This window comes from Sphingobium sp. WTD-1 (assembly GCF_030128825.1).
Classification (GTDB): domain Bacteria; phylum Pseudomonadota; class Alphaproteobacteria; order Sphingomonadales; family Sphingomonadaceae; genus Sphingobium.
This window is the reverse complement of sequence record NZ_CP119128.1, coordinates 271,358-288,852: the sequence shown is the minus strand read 5'-3', so window position 1 is coordinate 288,852 and position 17,495 is coordinate 271,358. Positions and strand designations below refer to the sequence as shown.

Below are 17,495 nucleotides of genomic sequence, written 5' to 3'. Positions count from 1 at the left end.
ACCGTTACATTGCCGTCTGATGTGGGTCAGTTCATCGCCGCGGTGCCGCGCTATCCTCCGCAGTGCTTCACCAACCGCGCTTGCGGCCGAGGCGCAACCCGCGACCAGACCTCCGCCCGCCTAGCGCGGCGGATTAACAGGATGACAGGAATGGCCATCGAGATCGGAATTGACGATACCAAGAGGAAAGAAATAGCCGAGGGTCTGTCGCGCCTGTTGGCCGACACCTACACGCTATATCTGACGACTCATAATTTCCACTGGAACGTCACTGGGCGGATGTTCAACAGCCTCCATGCGATGTTCATGGTCCAGTATACTGAATTGTGGAATGCGGTTGATCCGATCGCCGAAAGAATTCGCTCGCTCGCTGAGCCAGCACCTGGTTCATATGCGCAGTTTGCGAAGCTGAGCTCGCTCGCTGACGCGCCCGAAACTCCCCCCAGAGCCGAGGCGATGATCCAGATTCTGGTCGACGGACACCAGGCGACTGCCCGATCGGCTCGCAGCCTCTTTCCTGTGGCCGATGAAGCGGGCGACCAGGCGACCGCCGATCTCGCGACGCAACGCGTGGCGGTTCACGAAAAGGCGGCCTGGATGCTCCGCGCGCTCCTCGACGAGTGAGCTTACCTCCACAGCCCACGCTTTCGGCGGCAATGATCGGCGGGCGCCGCGTCTGACCTATGTCAGCGTCCGCGATCCTTCCGCTGCTTACCCTTCCGCTGCTTACCCTTCTGCTGTTGCGGCCATTGCCTTCGGCCGACCACCCAATCGAAAGGATCGGTAGATGAAAACAGGATTGCTCCACGTGGCCGAGGACAGGGGCGGAGACGCGCGGCTTGACGCGGCAGTCCGGCTGGCCCGGGCATTCGACCTTCATCTGACGGGCGCGCAGGCTGCGCCGCTGTCGGCCTACGCAATGGCCGACCCCTTCGGCGGGGTTTACCCATCGGTGAAGCTCTTCACGGAGCATGAGAAACGACAGGATGCCACGCGCGCGGCCGTGGAGGCCAGACTGCGCGACGAGGGCGTGGCGTTCGACTGGCTCCGCGGAGTTGGTTCTCCCGCGACGGTGCTTCTCGATCAATCGCGGCTGAGCGACGTGATCATCCTCAGTCATCTCGAAAGCGACGAAGGCGGCTGGGACGCGGAACTCGACCTCGTCGGCGATGTCGCAGTCCATTCGCGTGCTCCGATCCTCTCGGTGCCTTATGACAACGGAACCCTTGACCTCGAGGGCGCTGCGCTCGTCGCGTGGAACGCTTCGTTCGAGGCCGCGCAGGCGCTGCGTTTCGCGGTTCCGCTCCTGAGCCGGGCGGCGCGCGTCCAGATCGTGACGATCGGGGAGGACGCTCCCGAGTTTCCCGCCGCCGGCGCTGCCGCCTATCTCTCGCATCATGGCATCCAATCGGAGTTGCTCTCGGTGCCCCGCGGTGAGCTCAGCGTGGGAGAGGAACTGCTGAGCGTCATCATCGACTCGCGGTCGAGCTTCGCGGTTCTCGGCGCCTATGGGCATTCGCGCATTCGCGAACGTATCCTCGGTGGGGTCACGCGCGAGATGTTGCTGCGGTGCCCGAAGCCGCTGCTGCTGGCCCATTGAGGAAGGAGTTCGATCGATGCGCGGCATCATCGCAGCAGTGCTGTGCGTCGCTCTAGCTGGATGTGGGACGCAGAAGGCGGAGCAGCCTAGCGGCGATCACCGCGCATAGCGCCTCGATCAACACTACCAACAGGCGGTGATCAACCTGAACGACGCATCTAGGCGGTCTGCGCTCTTCCGCGCGATCCGAGATGCCGGTCTGGCGTGCCAGAATGTCATTCAGGCTGAGCGGCTGCCGGACGAGAAGGAAGGACCGGTTTGGCGGGCGCAGTGCGAAGACAAGTCCTATCATCTCGTCATCGTTCAAGCCGATGGCACGGCCAATGTGGTCAGCCGAACTCGGTGATCCCTTCTTATAACTCTTGTGTCGACCCAAAGCCAACGGTGACGGTGTGAAGCAGCTGATCGCTTTCGATCTCGACGGCACCTTGGCCGAAAGCAAAGCCCCGCTCGACGACGAGATCGCCGGGCTGCTGGCAACGCTCCTCACCTTTGCCCAGGTGGCAGTGATTTCCGGGGGTGACTGGCCCCAACTGAAGAAGCAGGTGATTGATCGCCTGCCAAGCAATGCAGAGCTGGCCATGCTCTGGATATTGCCCACTGCCGGCGCGAAGCTGTTCCGCTTCACCAAAGACTGGCAGCTGGTCTACTCGCAGGCAATCACGCCGGATGAGAAGTCGCATATCCTGGGCGCACTGGAACGGGCGATACCGGCGGCGGGCCTCAATGACGATCCTGCGTGGGGACCACGGGTCGAGGATCGCGGAACGCAGATAACCTATTCAGGCATCGGGCAGAAAGCGCCGCTGGATGCCAAGCGGGCCTGGGACCCGGATCGTCGCAAGCGGCTGCAGTTGCAAGCCATGCTAGAACAATCCTTGCCTGGCTGGTCGATCAACATCGGAGGAACCACATCGGTCGACATTACGCGGGAAGGGATCGACAAGGGATTTGGACTGCGCAAGCTGGCAGAGGTTAGCGGCGTCGCCTTGAAGGACATGATGTTCCTCGGCGACGCAGTATTCCCTGGTGGCAACGACTACCCTGCGGTTACGACCGGCGTCGACACAGTCGCTGTTCGCGACGTGCAGGAAACAAAGAGCATCCTGCATGCTCTCACCCTATGGTTTGGTGCATGATCTCGCTGGAACGCGCCGTGGAGCGGGATGCCGATGGGGAGTTCGGAGTCGCGCACCTTGCAAGATGCTTCCGGTAATAGGATTGGTTATCTCATTTTCGCCGAGGCGTAACGGCAGATAATGAACAACCGACATAGGGACTGAAACAGAATGGCCGATCCATACCAGGCCTTGAACGTGCCGCGCGATGCTGACGACGTCACGATCAAGAAGGCCTATCGAAAGCTCGCCAAGGAATATCATCCGGACCGCAACGCGGATAAGCCGGGAGCGGCGGAACGCTTTTCTGCGATTACAGCCGCCTATGACCTCCTTACCGACAAGGAAAAGCGCGCGCGCTATGATCGCGGTGAAATCGATGAGAATGGCAATCCGAAAGCTCCCTATGGTTTTTCCGACTTCGATGGTGCCGGACCCTTTGCCCGCCGTGGCGGCTTTCGTGCCGGTACCGATGGTGGCGGGACGACATTTGAATTCAGCGGGGACGAAGCCGATTTCGCGAGCATATTTGGCGATATGTTCGGCCGCGCGGAGACCGCCGGGGGCGGTCAGCGCCGATCATATCGCTCTCGGGGAGCTGATGTCGCCTATCGCCTGAACGTCAGCTTCGAAGATGCAGCGGCGCTGCGTCCGCAACATGTCGAGCTCAGAAGGGGGAAGGCGGTCGACCTGAAGCTGCCGGCTGGCTTCGAGTCGGGGACGCAAGTGCGCCTGCGTGGCCAGGGGGAGGAAGGCCCTGGCGGACCCGGCGATGCCATCGTGATTCTCGAGATAGAGCCGCACCGCTTCTTCACGAGGGATGGAGACGATGTCCGTTTGGAGTTGCCGGTGCGCTGGGACGAAGCCGTGCTCGGCGCCAAAGTGCGGGTTCCGACCGTCGACGGGCCGGTGTTGCTGACGATCCCTAAGGGATCGAGCTCGGGGCGCACGCTGCGGATCAAGGGCAAGGGATTCCACCGGCGGGACGGTTCACGCGGCAATCAGTTGGTCCGCCTGATGGTGCATCTGCCTTCCGGCGACGCTGAGCTTGAGGAGTTCGCCCGGACCTGGGCTCAGCGTCATGACGAAAATCCGCGTGCCTCCTTGGGAGTCTGAGGCGGCCTTACGCGACAACTGATCCAGGTCAGGACTCACGAGCGCGAGACCCTTCATCGTCGTTGTTCGATTTTCTAATTCGGAGGCTAGCATGGCGAAAGCAATCGGCATCGATCTCGGCACCACCAATTCCTGCGTCGCGGTGATGGAGGGCAAAGAGCCCAAGGTCATCGAGAATGCCGAAGGTGCCCGGACCACCCCATCCATGGTGGCCTTCCGCCCCGATGGCGAGGTACTGGTGGGAGCCGCCGCGAAGCGTCAGGCCATTACCAATCCCGAGCAGACGCTCTTTGCGATCAAGCGCCTGATCGGACGCCGCTACGATGACCCCATCGTCCAGAAGGACAAGGGCATGGTGCCCTACAAGATCGTTCCCGGCGCCAATGGTGACGCCTGGGTGGAGGTGAACGGGAAGAAGTCGAGCCCCAGCGAGATCTCCGCGCACATCCTGCGCAAGATGAAGGAGACTGCCGAGAAATATCTGGGCGAGCCGGTCACCGAAGCCGTCATCACCGTTCCGGCCTATTTCAACGACGCCCAGCGGCAGGCGACCAAGGATGCGGGGACCATCGCCGGTCTCGAGGTTCTGCGCATCATCAATGAGCCAACGGCTGCCGCCCTTGCCTATGGGCTGGAAAAGAAGAAGGCAGGCACGATCGCGGTTTATGATCTTGGCGGCGGCACGTTCGACGTATCCATTCTCGAACTCGGCGATGGCGTGTTCGAAGTGAAGTCGACCAACGGCGACACCTTTCTCGGCGGCGAGGATTTCGACAAGCGGATCATCGACTTTCTCGCGGACGAGTTCCGCAAGGAGCAGGGGATCGATCTGCGCCAGGACCGGCTCGCGCTCCAGCGCCTGAAAGAGGCGGCCGAGAAGGCGAAGATCGAGCTCAGTTCGGCATCGCAGACGAGTGTCAACCTGCCTTTCATTACCGCGGATCAATCCGGTCCGAAGCATCTCGACATCAGCCTCACGCGCGCCAAGCTCGAGGCGCTGGTCGATGATCTCATCTCCCGCACCATGGGGCCGTGCAAGGCGGCGCTGGAGGATGCAGGGCTTAATGCCGATCAGCTCGACGAAGTTGTGCTGGTCGGCGGGATGACCCGCATGCCGAAGGTCGTCGAGGCGGTGAAGACTATCTTCGGGCGCGAGCCGCACCAGGGCGTCAACCCTGACGAGGTCGTGGCACTTGGCGCAGCGATCCAGGCGGGCGTGCTGAAGGGCCAGGTCGAAGACGTGCTGCTTCTCGACGTCACGCCATTGTCGTTGGGCATCGAGACGCTCGGCGGCGTGATGACCAAGCTCATCGACCGGAACACGACGATACCTACCAAGAAGAGCCAGACCTTCTCGACGGCGGAGGACAACCAGCCCGCTGTGACGATCAGGGTCTTCCAGGGCGAGCGGGAAATGGCCGAGGACAACAAGCTCCTCGGCCAGTTCAATCTCGAGAACATCGCACCGGCGCCCCGAGGCGTGCCGCAGATCGAGGTGACGTTCGATATCGATGCAAACGGCATCGTGAACGTTTCCGCGACAGACAAGGGGACCGGGCGCGAGCAGAAGATCACCATCCAGTCGTCGGGCGGACTGAGCGAAGAGGACATCAAGCGTGCGGTCAGGGACGCCGAAGAGCATGCCAGCGAGGACAGGAAGCGGCGCGAACTGGCGGAAGCGAAGAACCAGTCCGACGCTTTGATCTTCCTCTCCGAAAAGACGCTTGCGGATGCAGGGGATCGCGTTGCGGCCGCGGATCGGCAAGCCGTCGAAGACGCGGTTTCGAACCTGAAGACGGCCATGCAGGGCGACCAGATCGAGGACATCCGCGCGCGCGGCGAGGATCTGCAGTCTGCGACCCAGAAGGTCGCCAGCGCCCAGCGCGCCGAGCCGGGCAGTACATCGTCGGCTGATGACGGGATCGTGGACGCCGAGTTCGAGGAGGCGGACGACGCGAAGAAGTGATCCGGTCCGTTCCGCTGATCACAATTTGGTGAAGTGGCGCCTGCCGCTTGCACGGATGAATGAAGGCTCGGTCAAATGAACCAGGACGACATCGCTGAAGGAGGGCAGTCTCCGGAGCCGCAGGAGCAAGGGCTGGAGAAGCCCGAGTCCACGCAGGCGGCCGCGTCGGACGCCGACGAGCTGCGGGAGCGGCTCCTGCGTGCGCTGGCCGATGCCGAGAATGCCAGAAAGCGCGCCGATCGCGCGCGTGCCGAGGGGCGCGAGACCGGGATTGCAGAACTGGTCTCGAAAATCGTTCCGGCTCTCGACAGCCTCGATCTCGCCATCGAGGCGGCCAGCCGAACCGAGGAAGGAACCCAGCCGAGTGTCGATGCCCTGCTAAACGGGCTCCGGGCGACCAGTCGCGCGTTTCTCGATGCGCTGATCAAGGTGGGCGTCGAGCGAATATGCCCCGGCACGGGCGAAGCGTTCGACCCCAACATCCATGATGCGATCTCATCGCGATCTGATGACGAGACAGGTGACGGCCTGGTCCTCGAGACCCTCCAGCCCGGATACAGGGTTGCAAGCCGGCTTGTTCGGCCCGCGCGCGTCGTGATTGCAAAGGCGAGCTGAGCGGGGAGGCGGATCCAATGGTACGGTTCGCCTCGGCCGCTGACGCCTTCGGACCACGGCAATGCTCGGCCCGGTCCACAAGGGGCTACTGGTGGTGCGGCGTGCTCGCCCTCGTCTCGGCCGCGCATGCCGACTCGGCGCCTGCGAAGAGCGGGCCCCAGCTCCCGATTTTCGAAGTCCACGAGGTCGGGAGCGGCGATCGGCCGAGCTATGAAATCGCCATCCTCGCCCCGACACGCTGGCCTGACCGGTCGGTGCGGACGGGGTTGTTGAGGAAAGCGGCGCAAGTCGCTGCAGGCCGTGGGGCGCGCTGCTTTGCGATCGAACGCGCACAGTTAAGCCGCGATGTGTCGTATGTGCCGCTCCGATCCGGTCATATGACCATTTCGACGAGCGGAAGCGCGGCTGAATGGCGCCGCTATTGGCGGCTCTATCGGCATGTGCTCGATAAGCCAGGCGTTCATTTTGGCCTCGGATCCGCACCTCGAATAGGAAGCAAGGTAGTCGAGGGGCGAATGATCATTCGTCTCTGCGGACCTGGTATCGAGACGTCGGGCGATCTCTTCGAAGTGGAACAGATTTTGTCAGGCATTCGCACTTCCGACCCAGCCGGAAGCCGTTGATGGTCTGATCCTCTCTCCGCGACCTCGTCTTTGCAGATGTTCTCGCGAGGCAAGGTGGCGGAGTAGGCGTATGTCCGTTGTCGTCCTGATGATCGAGCACCTCGGAAAGGTCTTCCTTTCGACGCATCCGAATCATGCAATCGCCTGGTCCACGCTTTTGTCCTACGTGAACGGCACCTGGGCTGAACGTTTCCCCGACCGGCCGCCTCCAGAAAACGAGGAAGAACGCGTCGCGATGTTCTTCGTGGGGGAGGGGGACGAGTATGTCATCGCGGAAGCGGACGTCGAGACCGACACGACGCTGCATTAGGGAAGTGCCTGCTGGTGCGCGACTGACGTCCGCTGCGCCGTCATAGCGAAGGAAGGATCACGCGTCCGTTCGGTCCCGGATCGGCTCCACATCCTGGGCGATTGGGGACCGGGCGGCAGCTGGCGGCGACAGCATCGCCAGCAATTCCGCCAGGTCCATCGACGCGAAGCTCACGGAACTGTCCGCCACGCCATACGGCATGATCAGGCGGCCGGCGTGCGCCAACGCACCGCAGGTGTAGACGACGTTGGGGACATAGCCTTCGCGTGCTTCATCCGAGGGCGAGAGGAGCGGGACTGCGGTTCGGCCGATGACGCGGCTCGGGTCATCCCGATCGAGCAGCAGCGCCCCGATGGAATATTTGCGCATGGCGCCGACGCCGTGGGTGAGCACGAGCCATCCTTCTTCCAGTTCGATAGGCGCTCCGCAGTTGCCGATCTGGATAAGTTCCCAGGCATATTCCGGACGCGCAAGAATTTCGCCATGCTCCCAGGAAAGGAGATCGGTGGAGCGCAGTAGATAAAGGCTCTCGCCGTCCTGTCTCCCGAGCATCACATAGTCTTTGCCAAACTTGCGAGGGAAGAGCGCCATGCCCTTGTTGCGCGCGGCGCTGCCTTGGAGTGGGCGAAGCTCGAAACTTTCGAAATCGCGAGTTTCCAGGATCTCAGACGCGATCGTCGCCCCGCTGTAAGCAGTGTAGGTGCCGTAATAGACCGTACTGCCGTCACCGTTCTCGAACCTTACCAGGCGCAGATCCTCCAAGCCGTTGCGCTGCGCGGGCGTATAGGGAAACAACACCATCTCGTCGAGACGGCTGCTGCAGTCATGGCGCCGGAAGGTAACGCTGCCATCGTCATGGCTCTCGGCTCTGGCCGCGATCGCGAGATCCGGTTCCGGTTCGAGTTCGAGCGAGCCGTCTGAGAGAACGACGCCCTGGCGGAATGTGACCGACGAGATGTGGCCCTCGCCCACTGCTCGGAGCGACAAGATAAAACGTAACGCGCCCTGCGAAAGATTTGTTTGATCCGGGTGCGGCACGATGCTCGGGTTCATTAGCGCGGCAGCGCCAACCGAATACTCGTGGCAGAAACAGGCACCAATAAGTTGGCGCTGAGCCTGGTCTAGGGGAGCAGCGAAGCCAATGTCCCTCGCAACCTGCTCATAACGCTCCTCGAAGACTTTCCTGATATCATAATGCCGATTTTCGAAGTCGTTTAAGACCAAAACAAGCTCCGCCTTCACCGTGCGCGTGTCCATCGCGCGCACGGCAGCGATGATACGATGCATGCGCCAGTCGTCTACCGGATTGAGTTCTCTCGGCTCTGAGGCGAGTTTCAGCGGCCGAATGACCACTCTGGCTGGGTTTGGAAGGAGGTGCAGGCTGGATTGGATCAGCGGCATGCCTTACCTCCAGACGCGGCCACCGGGCGCTCTTCGCTTGTGTTCGAAGCGGCCGCCTTGTTGCGCAAGCGCGCGATCGCCAGGGCAGCAAACTGGTAGGCGAGGATGGATTCCGCGCCTTGGTTGAGGTTCACCCGATCGACCTGCAGCCCATCGTAGCAACCGCCATCGGGGCTCGCGATCCGCACGCCGAGGTCATTTGCGCCAAGATACCAGGCGAACGCGGCTTCGGCATGATCCCGCCAGCGGCGATCGCCGTCCTGCGCGAATGCGAGCGTGAAGGCATCGATGGTCGCCCAGGCCTCGAGCGGCTGCTGATCGAAGGCACGCGGCGGTTGAAAGGCCGCGCCGAAGCTTTGCGTGCCGACCGGCCGGAAATGGCCTTCCGGAGCGGTCTGCTGGCGCCGGAGCCAGTCCAGCGCCTCCAGGGCGTCCTGTCGCATCTCCGTGCGGCCAAGAACGGTACTCGCCACCAGCAATGCTTCCGGCAGGCGGGCATTGTCATAGGCAAGGACCGGCTCGAACCACGTCCAGGCGTCCCGTCTTACTGTACGAAGCAGGTCGAGCAGCTCGCCGGCGAACGATTCAAGTTGAAGCCTCGCCGGTCGGTGGCCCGGGTAGACGCTGAGATGCGCGGCTAGGCCGAGAATGGCGAAGGCGCGGGCACGGGGGCTGGTGAGGAACGCGCTTGCCGGGATCACCTTGTCTGCGAACACCGTTGCCCAGAGCTTGAGACCGTGATTTCGGGTGAGCTCGGCCGTACGGCCGATCGCCCAGACGGCGCGGCCGAAGCTGTCCTGTGAACCTTCCTGTTCGAGCCAGTTCCGGTCAAAACCCATGAAGTTGCGAAAGCGCTGTGACTGCTCGTTCCAGGCAAGGTCGACGAACGAAGCGTAGGTAGGCGCCAGGGCGAGCGCGCGCTTGGCCTCGATTCGCTCCGCTTCGAACTGCGCGGCGAGCATCAGCGCGCGGGCGTTATCATCGAGGCAATAGCCATGGCGCCGGTCGGGGACGGTGGACCGGCTATGCTGCAGCATACCGCACCCATCGCTCATCCGCGCCACGGCGCTAAGGCTTGGCTTCGGCGGCTTCGACTTGGAGGCGTGGAGCTGCACGATGCCCGTCTTTCCGAAAACCTTGATGCGCGCCCGCTGGAAAAGCGTCGTATAGCGCTCTGCCACCACCGGCCAGATCATGTCACGGCCGGCTTGATAAGCGTTGCGCCGCATCTCGTCGCGAAGGTTCCTGTCGGACAGAACGGCGCCCACGGATCCGGCGAGCGCCTCGGGCGAACCGAAGGGGACGAGCTGACCGCGACGCCCGGCGAGCAACTCCTGCGCGTGCCAATAGGGCGTAGAGATCACCGCCTTGCCCAAGCCGACAGCGTAGGCGAGCGATCCGCTCGTGATCTGCGCCTCGGAGAGATAGGGCGTCACATAGATGTCGCAGGCCGAGAGCCACGCCTGCAAGGTCAGCGCGTCGACATACTCGTTCACGAAGCGCACATGGCTCTCGAGACCGAGGCGGCGGACGCGACTTGCCAGCTCGTCGCGGTAGCGTTCGCCCTCGCGCGCCGCCAGATGAGGGTGCGTCGCGCCGAGGACGATGTATACGAGATCTGGATGGTCCTTCACGAGGCGATGAAGCGCTTCGATCATCACCTCGATGCCCTTGTTCGGGGAAAGCAGGCCGAAGGTCAGGGTGACGCGATGGCCGTCGAGCCCGAAGCGGTGCTTGTGGAAGGCCGGGTCCAGGAAGGGCAGATCGGGGATGCCATGCGGGATCACGGCGATCTTGCCGGCCGCCACCTCCATGTCGCGGGTAAGGATCGTTCGGCCCATCTCGGTCATGACGACCAGGCGAGATGACCGCTCGGCGAGAGCGCGCATCACCCGTCGTTGATCCGGGTCGGGCTGCGTCAGCACCGTGTGAAGCGTCGTCACGACCGGCGCACGAAGCCTCTCGAGCATCGGCAGCAAGTAGCCGCCTGCCTTCCCACCAAAGATGCCAAATTCATGCTGAACGCAGATGACGTCCGGATTGAGCGCATTGAGGTGGTCCGCGGCCGCCAGGTAGGCGTCGGGATCGTCCTGCGCGATCTCGTAACCTACTTCCTCCGGGTATCGGTGCCGCGTCCCAGGATCGTTCATCGCGACAGTGGAGAGACTGGCGTCGGGCGATATCTGGCGCAGCGCGTCGTGCAGATCGGCGGTGAAAGTCGCGATGCCGCAGCGTCGAGGAGGGAAATTGCCGATCAGCGCGATGTGGCGAACCGGCGGCGTCAGAGCATAGCCGTTCATCTTACTCTCCATTCCGGGCGTCTTCGAGATTCGTGTTGTCGATCCCATTTCCTGCTCAGGAGGCGGCGGGCGTGGCGATCGACAGGGCGGCGGTTCGCTGCGGTCGTCGCGGTGGCGGAGGCGTCGCTTGGCCGGCCCGTTGAACCAGTCGGCGCACCTCCTGAGCACGCTCCCGCGGGATCACCAGCACGACGTCATCTGTGGCAACGATGACGAGATCGGACACGCCCAGCGCGGCAACGTGGGGCCCGCTGGTCCGAATGAGGCATTCGTGGCTTTCCAGCGCCAGGACATCGCCGTGTAGCGCATTTCCGCTGTCGTCCTGGGCTTCGATCTCATGAAGCGCATCCCAGCTCCCGATGTCGGACCATCCCACGTCGACGGGAACCACCGCCATGCGCGCGGCGTGCTCCATCACGACATAGTCGATCGATTTCGCCTCCACGGATGCGAAGGTGGCTCTATCGGGAGCCACTCGATTGCCCTCGCGATCGGCGGTCGCCAAAGCCTTGCGAACCGATCCGAGAAGCCCCGGCGCGTGAACCGCGAGTTCCTCGGTGAGGCGGTCCGAGCGGAGGAGGAAGATGCCTGCGTTCCAAACATAGCGGCCATCGGCAAGCATGCGTTCCGCGCGTGCCGCCTCGGGCTTCTCGACGAAGCAGTTCACCCGGCAAATTTCGCCGGAGAGCGGCTCTCCCATGTCGATATAGCCGTAACCGGTCGCGGGGCGGTCTGGAGTGATGCCGAACGTCTCCAGCCTGCCATCCTGGGCCAGGGGAAGAGCCCGATGCACGGCGTCGCCGAAGGACTCCACGTCCCTGATCACATGATCGCTCGGCATGACCAGCAACAAGGCGTTCTCGTCCGTGCACTCGAGCGCCGCCATGGCGAGGGCGGGGGCGGTATTGCGCCCGATCGGCTCGAGGAGCAGCCGGGAGGGTGGGCATCCCACCGCTTCGAGCTCTCCGAGGATCTGCCGCTCATGGTCCTGGTTGGCGACGACGATGGGGGAGCTTGATTGCGCGATGCTCTTGGCGCGCAAAGCCGTCTGCTGAAGGAGGCTTTCTTCGCCTGCCAGTAGAAGGAACTGCTTCGGCGTTTGCTCTGTTGAGAGTGGCCACAGTCTCGTCCCTGCGCCGCCGGAAAGGATGACGGGGATGAGCTGCATGAATCAGGCCCTTGTCGCGAAGTCCCGCCATGGGAGCAGCGCGCTCCAGGGACACTTTTCCGGTTTCCTTTCAGCGTCGGGCGCGATCCTGAAGGCTGCATCCGCCGCCAAGGCTACGTGAGGGTAAGGAGGGGGCGGCTGCCCCGCCCTGCGCTAGATCAGTCGCAACATCACTGCCTGCTCATCACGCCGGCTGTCGTGAGCGGCAGCGCTCTGATCAGAGAAACCGCTCGCCGGCATGATCGCGGAACCGGTCGGCCGAGCGGACATAGTCCGAGAGGACTTGCACCGTCTTGTGGCGGCTGACCTCCTGCATCTTGAAGATCGTCGCGCCCTGATTGGCTGCTTCGGTCAGGAACCCCGCGCGCAGCGAGTGACCGGAGAATTTGGCGGCGTCGTAGCCGGCGGCGCCGGCATAGCGCTTGACCAAGCGCGCGACTGCCTTGTCGGACATCGGCTCGCCGGTAAGCTGGTCGCTGCGGGTGAGGCGGCGGAACAGCGGGACCGCCGCTTCCTGCGCGGGCGTGCGGACAACTCCGGCCTCCAGCACCCGCACGGCGCTGATCCAGTCGAGCAGCAGCGCCTTCGGGCGCAGCCGGGTACCTTCGGGGATCGCGATCGTCGTGCCCTCGCCGGCCTGGTCCGTTTTGGTGGCGCCGAGGTAGAGTTCGATCCCGTGCTCGAGGATGCCGACATTCTCGAGCGTCAACGCCACCAGCTCGGAACGGCGCAACGCGGCGGCCATGCCGATCGCGAGCGCGGCACGATCGCGACGGGCGCGCAGACCATCGCCCTTGATCTGCGCCAGCATGTCGCGGAGCGCGGTGGCGTCAGCGGGCTCCTTGCGGGTTTTCTTGGCCCGCTTTTCGTTGCGGATGCCGGCAAGCGCCTCGCGCAGGCCGCCCGCTTCCGGGTGCGCGGCCGGCGCTGGATAGTTGCTTGTGCGATGATGGTGACCGATCGCGGCCACGCGCCGTTCGATGGTGCTTGGCTTAAGACCGGACGCGGCCTGGTTGGCGACGAACGCGGCAATCTGTTCCGGATGTGCCGGCATCGCCTCGAGGCCGCGCGTGCGACACCAGTCGGTGTAGATGATCCAGTCGGAGTTATAGGCGCGATGGGTCGCGGCGGCGCGCGCGGCTTTCTTGTAGGCGGCCGCGCGTTCGAGATCCTCGTGGAGCACGGCAAGCATGGCGGAATCGGGCGCCAGGGCCGGTAGCGTTACTGGCTCGGGTTTGAGTTCGTCGGGACTTGGGTCTTGCAAGATCAATGCCGCGCTTCGATGGACTGTCCGAGCCGGTTTGCCACCCCCGCCCGGCAAGCTCAAGTATGTCCGATAAGAAAGATTATCGGACATACTTGGTCACGTTGGGGAATGGTCGTGAGATCGCCGGACTCGCGAATAAGAGCAGCGCCGTCCGTCCAGAACGGCGCTGCTCCGCTTTCCGGACCCCAGGTGTCCAGGGGCCGGTCATTCCTCCCGCTGCCCGAACAGGCTGAGCAGCAGCTGGAAGAGGTTCACCAGATTCAGATAGAGCGAAAGCGCACCCATCACAGCGAGCTTTTCGGCCTGCTCCGATCCGGCGTAGGCGAGATATTCGCTCTTAAGGCGCTGCGTGTCCCAAGCCGTCAGACCGGTGAACACGAGCACGCCGACAATCGAGAAGACGAGCTGCAGCGTCGACGAGCCGACGAACAGGTTGACTATGCTCGCGATCACAACGCCGATCAGGCCAACCATCAGGAAGGTGGACCAGCGCGACAAGTCAACATTTGTCGTGTAGCCCCACAGGCTCATGGCAGCGAATACGGCCGCCGCGCTGAAAAAGGCCAGCGCGATGCTGGTACCGGTGAACACCAGGAAGATGCTGGCCATCGATACGCCCATCACGGCAGCGAAGGCGAAGAACGCCGTTCGTGCCTGTGCCGTCGTCATGCGCTCGACCCTGAACGAGAAGAACAGGACGAACGCCAGGGGCGCGAAAATAGCGACCCACTTGAGCGGTGTGCCGAAGATCGGCTGGTAGAGCGCCGGCACGCTGGCGACGAGAGACGCCACCAGCGCGGTGATGCCGAGGCCGAGCGCCATGTTGCGATAGACGCCGAGCATGTGCCGGCGCAGGCCTTCATCATAGACGGCCGTGCTCGTGGCTCGGGCCGACGGGAAAGGCCGATAGGTATTCGGTTCGAACATTCTGTTCATGCCTCACTCCATTGCTTCAATGTCAATGAGGCACTCGGCCGGCTTCGCTTCGGAAGCCGCGATCCTGCACCGAGCGCACTCGATGCGGTCCGACATGACGGTAGCGTAGCGCCGCCGCCAGAGGGGCCCGGTCCGCAAGACAAATGTTGTATTCGCCCGCGCGCCTTTCAAGGGGCTGAAAGGCTGTCCAAGTGCTTTGATGATTTCGTTCACTAGCCCGTCTTATTCACCGACGGGGGCCTGAAGGGTTGGCGGGAGTGGCATAAGCCTCTGATCTGAATTAGGAACTGGGTGTCTACGCCGGCCCTGCTGCAGGGCAGAAAATGCCACAGGCCACACCCGCCATGAAAGACGATATCGCAACTTCATTCCGATTCCCAGCGGTCGGCGGGAAGAAGATCACAGCCGCGTTTGACGGTGGCCGACTGACCTCGGACGGCGGCGTTCTGCTGCTTGCGCAGGCCGAGCGCGCGATGGGGCTCTGCCGGCGGCTTGCGGGTTGCATTGCCGATCCGCGTGACCCGACGCGGGTGATCCATCGCCTCGATGACATCCTACGTGCCCGGGTGTTCGCGATCGCGTGCGGCTATGAAGATGCCGATGATCTCGACGCCCTGCGCGACGATCCGGGCTTCCGCCTGGCGCTGGGCAAGTTGCCGGGATCGGGCGCGGGGCTTGCCAGCCAACCGACGATGAGCCGCTGGGAGAATGCTCCGACCACGCGTGAGCTGGCCAGGATGATGGCCGAGATGATCGGCGTCTACTGCGCCAGCTATCCGGCTCCACCAGTGGCGGTGACGCTGGACATCGATGACACCTGCGATGTCGTGCACGGCTATCAGCAGTTGTCCTTCTGGAACGGGCATCACGGTGAGCGCTGCTTCCTGCCGATCCATGTGTACGACACCGCGACCGGTCGTCCGGTCGCGATGCTGCTGCGCACCGGTAAGACGCCGTCAGGCGCCGAAGCTGCCGGCCACATCCGGCGCCTGGTGCGTCATATCCGCCGGTACTGGCCAGAAACGCACATCACCTTCCGCGGCGACGGGCATTATGGCCGCCCCGAAGTCATGGCCTTCTGCGAGGCCCACCGCGTCGATTACGTGTTCGGCTTGCCGACCAATGCCGCGCTACGTGCTGATCCGGTCATCGTTGCCATCGCAGACGCCTGCGCGGTCAAGCGGGCCACGGCCCAGTATCCGGTCCTGCGCAACTATGCCGAGACGCACTACGGCGCAAAGAGCTGGAACTGCCAGCGCCGCGTCGTCGCCCGGATCGAGGCCAGCACGCTGGGCATGGATATCCGCTACGTCGTCACCTCGCTGACCGAAGGCTCGGCCGAGCATATCTACGACACGCTTTACTGCGCGCGCGGCCAAGCCGAAAACCTGATCAAGCGCCACAAGGCTCAACTCGCCAGCGATCGCACCTCGTGCCGCTCAGCCAATGCCAATCAAATGCGCCTCATCCTACACACCGCCGCCTACTGGCTGTTGTGGCGCGTCCAGCAGGCGATCCCCAAGACCACCGCGCTGGCCACGGCCGAGTTCGCAACGCTACGCTTGCGGCTGCTCAAGGTGGCTGCCCGCGTCATCGAAACCTCCTCGCGTATCCGTCTCGCCTTCGCGTCAGCCTGCCCGGAGGCCGACGTGTTCAAAGCAATCGCCACCAGTCTCCGGCCAGCACCGACATAGCCAGTGCGGCAGTGCCGCCGAAAGCCCGAGCCCTCGTCCATCAACCTCGAAAAGCCCTTTGCTCCTGCTGCGGTGAAAAACGCCGGCGCTGGCGCTCGCCCAGATCACGCGGCAACCGACCCACCAAACCCGAAATACCCCAGTGCAGCGGGCTCATGAATAAGCCGGGCTAGCCCTTGAAACCTGTTGGCTCCGAACTAGTTTTTGCAGTGCCGGACGCCGTTCGGGTCCGGTGGACATAGAGGGCGTCGGCTCTCCCGTACCGACGCTTCTCATGCCCAGATTGCTCACAGGAGGATTTGGCAATGAGAACCAACTTCGACTTTTCGCCGTATCGGCGATCGACGGTCGGTTTTGACCGTCTCTTTAACCTGCTCGAGGCAGGTGCCCGCGACGATGATGGCTATCCGCCCTTCGACATCGTGAAGGACGGCGAAGACAGCTATCGCATCACGCTTGCAGTAGCCGGCTTCCGTCCCGAGGACATCGAGATCGTCGCGCAGCAGAATCTGCTCAGCGTCACCGGCAAGCGCGCCGAGGATGACGGGAAGGGCGAGTATCTGCACCGCGGCATCGCTGCCCGCTCGTTCGAGCGGCGCTTCCAGTTGGCTGATTTCATCGAGGCCGGCGACGCCCGGTTCGAGAATGGCCTTTTGTCGATCGCGCTGAAGCGCGTCGTCCCCGAGGCCATGAAGCCGCGCAAGATCGAGATCGCCGGCGGGACCGGCGACAGCGATCGGCTCGAAGCGCCCAAAGGCGAGAACAGCGCAGCGGCCTGATCGCGCGATAGATGTGGCTCCGTCGGCGCGCCGCTTCGGCGGCGCGGCCGACGGACATGTCCAACGCCTGCCAGGAAAGGAGGATAATCATCATGGCAATTCGTGATCTCATTCCCTGGGGCCGGCAGGAGAGCCGCGCTCCAGAACGGACCGACGACGGGTCCGACCAGCAGCACCCGCTTGTGTCCCTGCACCGCGACGTGAACCGCCTGTTCGACGACGTCTTCCGGGGCTTCGGCGTACCGGCTACGAGCGGCTGGGGGCGCAGCCTCGAGTGGCCGACGATCGAGCTTTCGGAGACCGACAAGGAGATCCGCGTCACCGCCGAGTTGCCCGGGATGGATGAGAAGGACGTCGACATCAGCGTCGACGACAATGTCTTGTCGATCCGCGGCGAGAAGCGCTCCGAAACCGAGGACAAGGAGCGCGGGTATTCGGAGCGGAGCTATGGTCGCTTCGAGCGTCATATCGGGCTGCCGCGTGGGGTCGAGCAGGACCGGGCAAGCGCGACGTTCAACAAGGGCGTGCTGACGATCGTCCTGCCCAAGTCCGCGGAGGCGATCGAGAGCCGGCGCAGCATTCCGATCAACGCAGGCTGATGA

The 17,495-nt window shown here is 63.4% G+C and carries 15 protein-coding genes; 10 read left to right on the top strand and 5 right to left on the bottom strand.

Annotation, left to right across the window (positions count from 1 at the left end):
- Positions 1-150 precede the first annotated feature (150 nt).
- The 7 genes from N6H05_RS26540 (at position 151) to N6H05_RS26510 (ending at position 7,348) form a co-directional block, all read left to right on the top strand.
- On the top strand, positions 151-624 hold the full coding sequence (locus tag N6H05_RS26540; protein ID WP_107525133.1) for a Dps family protein: 474 nt from the start codon (positions 151-153) through the stop codon (positions 622-624).
- A 163-nt stretch (positions 625-787) separates the two neighbouring features.
- Positions 788-1,600, top strand: a complete 813-nt coding sequence (locus N6H05_RS26535; RefSeq protein ID WP_075153422.1) for a universal stress protein — start codon at positions 788-790, stop codon at positions 1,598-1,600.
- 392 nt (positions 1,601-1,992) lie between these two features.
- Entirely contained in the window at positions 1,993-2,739 is a 747-nt protein-coding gene (locus N6H05_RS26530) for an HAD-IIB family hydrolase (RefSeq protein ID WP_075153420.1), read from the top strand.
- A 150-nt stretch (positions 2,740-2,889) separates the two neighbouring features.
- Entirely contained in the window at positions 2,890-3,834 is a 945-nt protein-coding gene (locus N6H05_RS26525) for a DnaJ C-terminal domain-containing protein (protein WP_075153419.1), read from the top strand.
- Positions 3,835-3,925: 91 nt separating this feature from the next.
- Positions 3,926-5,800 (top strand): molecular chaperone DnaK, encoded by a 1,875-nt coding sequence (gene dnaK, locus N6H05_RS26520; protein WP_047867094.1) that lies wholly within the window; start codon positions 3,926-3,928, stop codon positions 5,798-5,800.
- A gap of 75 nt (positions 5,801-5,875) precedes the next feature.
- Positions 5,876-6,415 (top strand): nucleotide exchange factor GrpE, encoded by a 540-nt coding sequence (locus N6H05_RS26515; protein ID WP_075153418.1) that lies wholly within the window; start codon positions 5,876-5,878, stop codon positions 6,413-6,415.
- Between the two features lie 693 nt (positions 6,416-7,108).
- Entirely contained in the window at positions 7,109-7,348 is a 240-nt protein-coding gene (locus N6H05_RS26510; protein WP_075153417.1) for a hypothetical protein, read from the top strand.
- Between the two features lie 57 nt (positions 7,349-7,405).
- Here the strand turns inward: N6H05_RS26510 and N6H05_RS26505 are convergent, their stop codons facing one another.
- The 5 genes from N6H05_RS26505 to N6H05_RS26485 form a co-directional block, all read right to left on the bottom strand.
- Positions 7,406-8,749 carry a glycoside hydrolase family 130 protein gene (locus N6H05_RS26505; protein WP_075153416.1) on the bottom strand — a complete coding sequence of 448 codons (1,344 nt, stop codon included), beginning with the start codon at positions 8,747-8,749 and terminating at the stop codon, positions 7,406-7,408.
- Entirely contained in the window at positions 8,740-11,049 is a 2,310-nt protein-coding gene (locus tag N6H05_RS26500; RefSeq protein ID WP_075153415.1) for a glycosyltransferase family 4 protein, read from the bottom strand. The genes N6H05_RS26505 and N6H05_RS26500 overlap by 10 nt, the downstream gene beginning before the upstream one ends.
- Before the next feature lie 55 nt (positions 11,050-11,104).
- Positions 11,105-12,217, bottom strand: coding sequence for a mannose-1-phosphate guanylyltransferase/mannose-6-phosphate isomerase (locus tag N6H05_RS26495; protein ID WP_075153414.1), 1,113 nt, complete (start codon positions 12,215-12,217; stop codon positions 11,105-11,107).
- A gap of 217 nt (positions 12,218-12,434) precedes the next feature.
- A complete protein-coding gene (locus N6H05_RS26490) occupies positions 12,435-13,409 on the bottom strand; it encodes a tyrosine-type recombinase/integrase (protein ID WP_075153413.1) in 975 nt (324 codons plus the stop codon).
- 279 nt (positions 13,410-13,688) lie between these two features.
- Positions 13,689-14,411: a Bax inhibitor-1/YccA family protein gene (locus tag N6H05_RS26485; protein WP_284114503.1), complete on the bottom strand. Its 723-nt coding sequence runs from the start codon at positions 14,409-14,411 to the stop codon at positions 13,689-13,691.
- A 353-nt stretch (positions 14,412-14,764) separates the two neighbouring features.
- Between N6H05_RS26485 and N6H05_RS26480 the strand changes: the two genes are divergently transcribed.
- The 3 genes from N6H05_RS26480 (at position 14,765) to N6H05_RS26470 (ending at position 17,492) form a co-directional block, all read left to right on the top strand.
- The gene (locus N6H05_RS26480) at positions 14,765-16,114 is read left to right on the top strand and encodes an IS1380 family transposase (protein WP_502958942.1); all 1,350 of its coding nucleotides are present in this window, start codon (positions 14,765-14,767) and stop codon (positions 16,112-16,114) included.
- 305 nt (positions 16,115-16,419) lie between these two features.
- A complete protein-coding gene (locus N6H05_RS26475) occupies positions 16,420-16,893 on the top strand; it encodes an Hsp20 family protein (protein WP_284114346.1) in 474 nt (157 codons plus the stop codon).
- Between the two features lie 92 nt (positions 16,894-16,985).
- Positions 16,986-17,492, top strand: a complete 507-nt coding sequence (locus N6H05_RS26470) for an Hsp20/alpha crystallin family protein (protein WP_284114345.1) — start codon at positions 16,986-16,988, stop codon at positions 17,490-17,492.
- Positions 17,493-17,495: the final 3 nt, after the last annotated feature.

Bases quoted from the DNA above. Each gene is read 5' to 3' on its own strand.
- N6H05_RS26540 (WP_107525133.1), top strand. From the start codon at position 151: ATGGCCATCGAGATCGGAATTGACGATACCAAGAGGAAAGAAATAGCC.
- N6H05_RS26535 (WP_075153422.1), top strand. From the start codon at position 788: ATGAAAACAGGATTGCTCCACGTGGCCGAGGACAGGGGCGGAGACGCG.
- N6H05_RS26525 (WP_075153419.1), top strand. From the start codon at position 2,890: ATGGCCGATCCATACCAGGCCTTGAACGTGCCGCGCGATGCTGACGAC.
- dnaK (WP_047867094.1), top strand. From the start codon at position 3,926: ATGGCGAAAGCAATCGGCATCGATCTCGGCACCACCAATTCCTGCGTC.
- N6H05_RS26515 (WP_075153418.1), top strand. From the start codon at position 5,876: ATGAACCAGGACGACATCGCTGAAGGAGGGCAGTCTCCGGAGCCGCAG.
- N6H05_RS26510 (WP_075153417.1), top strand. From the start codon at position 7,109: ATGTCCGTTGTCGTCCTGATGATCGAGCACCTCGGAAAGGTCTTCCTT.
- N6H05_RS26505 (WP_075153416.1), bottom strand. From the start codon at position 8,749: ATGCCGCTGATCCAATCCAGCCTGCACCTCCTTCCAAACCCAGCCAGA.
- N6H05_RS26500 (WP_075153415.1), bottom strand. From the start codon at position 11,049: ATGAACGGCTATGCTCTGACGCCGCCGGTTCGCCACATCGCGCTGATC.
- N6H05_RS26495 (WP_075153414.1), bottom strand. From the start codon at position 12,217: ATGCAGCTCATCCCCGTCATCCTTTCCGGCGGCGCAGGGACGAGACTG.
- N6H05_RS26490 (WP_075153413.1), bottom strand. From the start codon at position 13,409: ATGCTTGCCGTGCTCCACGAGGATCTCGAACGCGCGGCCGCCTACAAG.
- N6H05_RS26485 (WP_284114503.1), bottom strand. From the start codon at position 14,411: ATGTTCGAACCGAATACCTATCGGCCTTTCCCGTCGGCCCGAGCCACG.
- N6H05_RS26480 (WP_502958942.1), top strand. From the start codon at position 14,765: ATGAAAGACGATATCGCAACTTCATTCCGATTCCCAGCGGTCGGCGGG.
- N6H05_RS26475 (WP_284114346.1), top strand. From the start codon at position 16,420: ATGAGAACCAACTTCGACTTTTCGCCGTATCGGCGATCGACGGTCGGT.
- N6H05_RS26470 (WP_284114345.1), top strand. From the start codon at position 16,986: ATGGCAATTCGTGATCTCATTCCCTGGGGCCGGCAGGAGAGCCGCGCT.